This is a genomic window from Peribacillus sp. NPDC058002 (assembly GCF_042886655.1).
GTDB classification, from domain to species: Bacteria; Bacillota; Bacilli; order Bacillales; family DSM-1321; genus Peribacillus; species Peribacillus aracenensis.
The window spans coordinates 32,948-39,553 of sequence record NZ_JBHVQU010000026.1 but is presented as its reverse complement, the minus strand read 5'-3'; the positions used below and the strand labels follow the sequence as shown (position 1 = coordinate 39,553).

The 6,606-nt window shown below is 40.4% G+C and carries 4 protein-coding genes and 1 pseudogene; all 5 read left to right on the top strand.

Annotated elements, in window-relative coordinates; genetic code table 11:
• Positions 1-206, top strand: a pseudogene (locus ACFVSH_RS07845) (hypothetical protein); the annotation flags it as partial.
• 143 nt (positions 207-349) lie between these two features.
• Positions 350-958: a superoxide dismutase SodA gene (sodA, locus tag ACFVSH_RS07840; RefSeq protein ID WP_053346971.1), complete on the top strand. Its 609-nt coding sequence runs from the start codon at positions 350-352 to the stop codon at positions 956-958.
• Positions 959-1,648: 690 nt separating this feature from the next.
• Complete coding sequence (locus tag ACFVSH_RS07835; RefSeq protein WP_387597987.1) at positions 1,649-2,869, top strand: MFS transporter; 1,221 nt, start codon at positions 1,649-1,651, stop codon at positions 2,867-2,869.
• A 193-nt stretch (positions 2,870-3,062) separates the two neighbouring features.
• Positions 3,063-5,237, top strand: coding sequence for a peptidoglycan D,D-transpeptidase FtsI family protein (locus tag ACFVSH_RS07830; RefSeq protein ID WP_387705475.1), 2,175 nt, complete (start codon positions 3,063-3,065; stop codon positions 5,235-5,237).
• A gap of 366 nt (positions 5,238-5,603) precedes the next feature.
• On the top strand, positions 5,604-6,569 hold the full coding sequence (locus ACFVSH_RS07825; protein ID WP_098369797.1) for a PstS family phosphate ABC transporter substrate-binding protein: 966 nt from the start codon (positions 5,604-5,606) through the stop codon (positions 6,567-6,569).
• Positions 6,570-6,606 lie beyond the last annotated feature (37 nt).

Genomic DNA, 6,606 nt, shown 5'->3' with positions numbered 1-6,606 from the left:
GTCGAGGAGGGCGCCGAGATCATCGTGCGCATGGCACAGCTGGGACCCGACGGCCCGACCGGCACGTACGTCGCCGCGAAAAAGACCCGGTCACTGCTTCAAAAATCGGCCTTGGTTCCGTTATAGGCTTTATAAGCAGCGTAATCACAAAAGGCATCATTCAACTTCTGATGATTGGATATTTTATATTCGTGGTATTCTCATAGGAAATATAATCGAAAAATGAAAATTTGAGGCATAAGGTTTGAAACGGTTACAAAAATTTGATACTCTATTTCTAGCGAGCTTTAGGTATCTTTCGAGAACTGAAGCCCTCAAAAAAACAGCTTACATAGGGAGGAATTTTATTATGGCTTTTGAACTTCCGCAATTACCGTATGCATATGATGCATTAGAACCGCACATCGACAAAGAAACAATGAACATTCATCACACTAAACATCACAACACATATGTGACAAACCTGAACAATGCGCTAGAAGGCAACCAAGAACTTCTAAGCAAAAGCGTTGAAGAAATCGTCGCTAACCTTGATGCAGTACCTGAAGCTGTTCGTACAGCTGTACGCAACAATGGTGGCGGACATGCTAACCACTCTTTATTCTGGGAAATCCTTTCACCTAACGGCGGCGGACAACCAACTGGTGAATTAGCGGATGCTATCACTTCAAAATTCGGAAGCTTTGACAGCTTTAAAGAAGAGTTTGCTAAAGCGGCTACTACTCGTTTTGGATCTGGCTGGGCTTGGCTTGCAGTCAACAATGGCGAGTTAGAAGTAACTAGTACACCGAACCAAGACAATCCATTATCAGAAGGTAAAACACCGCTTCTTGGATTGGACGTTTGGGAGCATGCATACTACTTAAACTACCAAAACCGCCGTCCTGAATACATCAATTCTTTCTGGAATGTTGTAAACTGGGATGAAGTTGCAAAACGTTACAGTGCTGCAAAATAATTTGTAATTAAAAAAGACAGGATTCCTTATGTGAAAAGGAATCCTGTCTTTTTTTTTCGTTTCTTTTATCCGAAAGGGAAAATTAATGAAAAACAATATAAAGGCAACTCGTATTGCTGTTCGCCAAAAGAAGTGCAAGAAATTCAGCAGTAAAAGCTGCAAATATAAGAGAAACGCACAAATTCACGAGTAAACACTCAAAACTCACGAGTAAACGCCCCGAATTCACGAGTAAACACTCAAAACTCACGAGTAAAAGCCCGAAATTCACGAGTAAACACTCAAAACTCACGAGTAAACGCTCAAATTCCTGAGTGAAATCTCGAAACTCACGAATAAAATCTTCAAAATCACGAGTAAACACTCAAAACTCACGAGTAAAAGCCCGAATTCACGAGTAAACACTCAAAACTCACGAGTAAAAGCCCGAATTCACGAGTAACACACAAAATCACGAGTAAAAGCCCGAAATTCACGAGTAAACACTCCAAATTCATGAACATCCCCTTCGTCTTCGCCAATCGAAGAGTTTTCTTTACACTGTTTATTTTTTTCAAGTTCAAAAGGAAAACAGTGTAAGTGCAACTACTTCTCTGTCTTCGCCAATCGAAGAGTTTTCTTTACCTTTTTTCACATAAATTCTTTTGTTTTTTCAAACACTAGAGTGGAATTTAAAGGAGAGTTAAAACAATGGGTATTTTAGAGAGATGGTTGGGTGAAGCGGGAGGGAAGAAGGATCTGCACCTCCTTTTGTTTATTGGCGGGCTGTACAGCCTAAGTATTGCTTTATCCAATACATTCGTTAATGTGTACTTGTGGAAACAATCCGGTCAAATTGTTGATATTGCCGTGTATAATCTAACCGTGGTGCTATTTCAACCGCTGACTTTTGTCTTTGCTGGCAGGCTGGCGAAAAAGGTTGATCGAATCATTGTTTTGCGTCTGGGTGTTATCTTTTTGGCCCTATTTTATTTATCAGTCCTATTGGTCGGCACACGGGCTACAGAATTCCTTTGGTTGCTTGGAGGACTGTTAGGAATCGGTTATGGGTTTTATTGGCTTGCCTATAATGTATTGACTTTTGAAATAACTGAACCGGAAACAAGAGATTTCTTCAATGGTTTTTTAGGGATTCTATCATCATTTGGGGGAATGGTCGGTCCGATTCTTTCAGGGTTCATCATTTCGAGGCTAGAAAAATTCACGGGTTATTCCATTGTATTCGGATTGTCTTTGCTTTTGTTTTCCGTTGCGGTGTTTCTTAGCTTTTCGTTAAAAAGACGTCCAGCGCATGGCAGATACTGTTTCCTTCGGATATTGCAGGAACGGAAAAATAATCGGAATTGGCTCTTGATTACTCGTGCTCACTTTTTTCAAGGGATACGAGAGGGCACATTCATGTTCATCATTTCGATTATCGTTTTCATTCAGACGGAAAGTGAACTTGCATTAGGGAGCTATGGACTGTTAAATTCGGCCATATCATTCGTTGCGTATTTTTTAGCTTCACGGTATATAAAACAGCCGATGCGAAAAAAAGCAATTCTTATTGGAGGAATCCTGTTGTATGCAGGGGTCTTATTGATTGCATTTGATATCACATTCGGGAAGCTTCTCATTTATGGGGCAATTGTCGCTACCGCTTATCCAATTCTTTTGGTACCTTATATATCATTGACTTATGACATTATAGGCCGCGCTTGGAAAGCAGCGGAAATGAGGATTGAATATATCGTTGTCAGGGAACTGTTCGTTCATATTGGAAGGATTGTATCCATTTCAGGATTCATAATTTCCGTCATGTTATTCGACCTAGAGCAATTACTGCCGATTTATCTGTTAATCGTCGGTGCAGGGCATACCGTGATATATTGGTTTGTACGGAAAATCGATATCATTGACCAAGATTGAAAAGAGGCCTTAGCGGCCTCTTTTCAATGTACATGACTTACGGTTTTAGGATTTATGAGCCGTAAGTCACTTTTTATGTAAAGTTCGTTAGTTGTTTAATATTTCTAGAACACTAAGGTAGAAAAAAATATAAATGTTCTATAGAATAGTATAGGACCTATTATGACTATGTAAAAAGGATGTGTGGCTTAGTGTGAATAAAAAGAAAAAGAAAAAGACGCATGTGCCTTTCAGATTGAATATTCTTTTCTTTTTAGTGTTTGTTTTGTTTTCCGCTTTAATTTTACGCTTGGGTGTTGTACAGATTGTTTATGGTGATGATTACCGGCGTGAGATTGAAAGAACAGAGGAAGTGACCGTGAATAATTCGGTGCCCCGTGGGAAAATGTATGACCGGAATTTAAAAATGATGGTCGATAACCAACCACTGGATGCAATTACATATACACGAAAGCAAGGTACGAAACAAACGGAAATGGTGGAAACGGCCGAGAAACTCGCGAAGTTGATCGAAAAGGAAACAGACAAAGTGACTGAGCGCGATAAAAAGGATTTTTGGATTTTGAAAAATCCAAAGCTGGCCGAGAAAAAGATTACGGATAAAGAACGGAAAAAAGTGGAAGAGGGCGAGATGGAAGAAAGTGATTTGTATAAGCTTCAGCTTGATCGGATTACTGAAGAAGAAACAAAGCTTTCGGAAAAAGATCTGGAAGTCCTTGCCATCTACAGGGAATTTGCAAGCGGATATGCCCTTACCCCGCAAATTGTGAAAAACAAGAAAGTAACAAAAGAAGAATTCGCCAAGGTGAGTGAAAACCTTGATTCTCTCCCAGGGGTCGATGTATCTACAGATTGGGATCGTTTTTATACATATAATAAAACACTTAAATCTGTATTGGGTAAAGTTTCCTCATCTGAAGAAGGGTTGCCCAGTGAAAGCCTGAACTACTACCTTGCACGTGATTACAGCCGGAATGACCGTGTAGGTAAGAGTTATATTGAGGCGCAATATGAAGATATCCTCCAAGGGCAGAAAGCGAAAGTAAGGAATGTGACCGATAAATCAGGAAATGTCGTCGATTCCGAAGTGGTTACCGAAGGTTCGCGAGGAAAAGATCTTATATTGACAATAGATATGGATTTACAGCTTGCAACAGAGGAAATCATTGAAAAGCAATTGATCGCCAAGAAAAAAATGGGTAACACCAAATTCTTGGACAGGGCCTTTGTCGTTATGATGGATCCTTATACAGGGGAAGTTTTAACGATGGCCGGCAAGAAATATGAGAAGGATCCGAAAACAGGGAAATCTTCCATAGAGGACTTTGCATTAGGGAATATCACGACTTCCTATACGATGGGCTCCTCTGTAAAAGGCGCTACCGTTTTAACCGGTTATCAGCAAGGTGCGATCCAGCCGGGTACGTACTTTTATGATACGAAGTTGAAAATCAAAGGTACAAAGCCCAAAGGTTCATATAGTAACTTCGGGAACATAAATGATTTGACAGCATTGAAGGTTTCTTCGAACGTTTATATGTTCAGAACGGCAATTAATATTGCAGGTGCGCATTATGTGCCGAATGAGCCATTGAATGTTAGTTCCAGTGCCTTTTCGACCATGCGGAATTCATTTGCCCAGTTTGGCTTGGGTGTCCGCACGGGGATTGATCTCCCGAATGAAATGAGCGGGTTCAAAGGTTCCGAAACATCTCCAGGTAAGCTGCTTGACCTGGCTATCGGACAGTATGATACGTACACACCCATGCAGCTCGTGCAATATGTTTCAGCCATTGCGAATGGCGGTAACCGCATGAAGCCGCATATGGTCAAGGAAATCCGCGATCCAGTTGATAATAACGAGGAATTGGGACCTGTTGCAGAAGATGTTTCACCGACTGTCCTTAATCGTCTTGATATGAAGGAAGAGTGGATTGAACGTGTTCAGAGCGGTTTCGATAAAGTGGCGATGGAACAAGGCGGAACGGCTTATAAGTATTTTGGGAATAAATCGTATACAGTGGCAGCTAAAACCGGGACGGCGCAAGCATTCTATGACGGCCCGAACCGGTTGGATTATAGCGAGCCCCAAGATACGATGAACATCACGCTTGTTGGCTATGCCCCAGCCAAAAATCCGGAGGTAGCTTTTGCGGTCGTTGTACCGTGGGCATACCAAGGACATACAGGCCACAGCATGAGTAAAGAGATAGGTGAAGAGATTATGGATACTTATTTCGAACTGAAAAAAGAACGGGCTAAAAAGGATAAGGAAAATACCGAACCCTCGACTGATTTGAAAGTGGAGAATGGTAAAGACGTTCAAAAGGATCAGGCTGAAGTTAGGAAAAGCCAGGAAAATGAATAAAAGGTTAAAACACGTTTTTGGGTAAAACCGAAAACGTGTTTTTTTGTCATAAAGTAAAATTGCTCAGTGGTGTCATGCTATCAGTATGCCTCGACGACCTTTGCACTTTCCCCTTATGAAAAAGACTTATAATCACTTCAGTAGGAGTTGGAGTAATTTTCCGCTCATGTAAACAGCCACTGGGCACAAAATAAGAGAGTGATTAAAGTGGAAAAACTGTTGTTAATTACTTTCTGACTACCTTTACAATATATAAACAATTATTTACTGAACATTTACAATTGCTTTAAACGGAATTTACAGTCTGAAAGTATGATGTGATAGTAGGACAAAATATTCATACAAAATTCTTAGGGGGATATACAAATGAGACGTTTCAAATTTATGGCAATGACTGCAGTAATGGGTGGAGTAATCGCAGTGGCAGCTGGATGTGGATCTAATGATACTACAAACAGCGGTAAAGGAAATGAAACGGCTTCAGATCAACTCAAGGGCGAAGTGATTATGGATGGTTCATCGACTGTGTTTCCAATCATGGAGGCAGTTGCTGAAGAATATATGGCGGAACAACCTGATGTTAAAGTATCTGTAGGATCATCGGGAACAGGTGGCGGATTTAAAAAATTCATCGCTGGTGAAACGGATCTAAGTAATGCGTCCCGACCAGTCAAAGACGAAGAAAGTGCGTTACTTGATGAAAAGGGAGTTAAGTATACAGAAATGAAACTTGCGTTTGATGGTATTTCTATCGTTGTCAATAAAGATAATGAGTTCATCGATAAAATGACAGTTGACGAACTAAAAAAGCTTTGGGTTGACAATGGCTCAGTGAAGAAATGGTCTGATATACGTCCGGAATGGCCGAAGGAAGAAATTAAATTTTACTCTCCGGGAACTGATTCTGGCACATACGATTATTTCAACGAAGTTATTTTAGAGGAAAAACCAATGGTCGAAAATGCGACTCTTTCTGAAGATGATAACGTTCTTGTACAAGGGGTCGAAGGTGACAAAAATGCGATTGGTTTCTTCGGATTTGCTTACTATGCAGAAAATAAGGATAAATTAAAAGTTGTATCAATTGATAATGGTAAGGGTGCTGTTGAGCCTACCCATGAAACGATTAAAAGCGGAGAGTATGCACCACTGTCTCGTCCTCTGTACACATATGTATCCAATAAAAGTGTAGCTGAAAAGGAACAAGTGGCTGATTATACTCAATTCGTCATTGAAAATGCTGGAGAGCTTTCTGAAGAAGTAGGCTACGTCAGCTTACCTGAAGAAGAGTACAAGAAGGATCTTGAAAAATTGAATGAACTAAAAAAATAATCTATTTAACAGGCTGCCCAATCTCTTCTTATAAATA

What these genes read in the sequence shown, in the direction of transcription:
- ACFVSH_RS07825 (WP_098369797.1), top strand. Translation starts at nt 5,604, where the DNA reads ATGAGACGTTTCAAATTTATGGCAATGACTGCAGTAATGGGTGGAGTA.
- ACFVSH_RS07835 (WP_387597987.1), top strand. Translation starts at nt 1,649, where the DNA reads ATGGGTATTTTAGAGAGATGGTTGGGTGAAGCGGGAGGGAAGAAGGAT.
- sodA (WP_053346971.1), top strand. Translation starts at nt 350, where the DNA reads ATGGCTTTTGAACTTCCGCAATTACCGTATGCATATGATGCATTAGAA.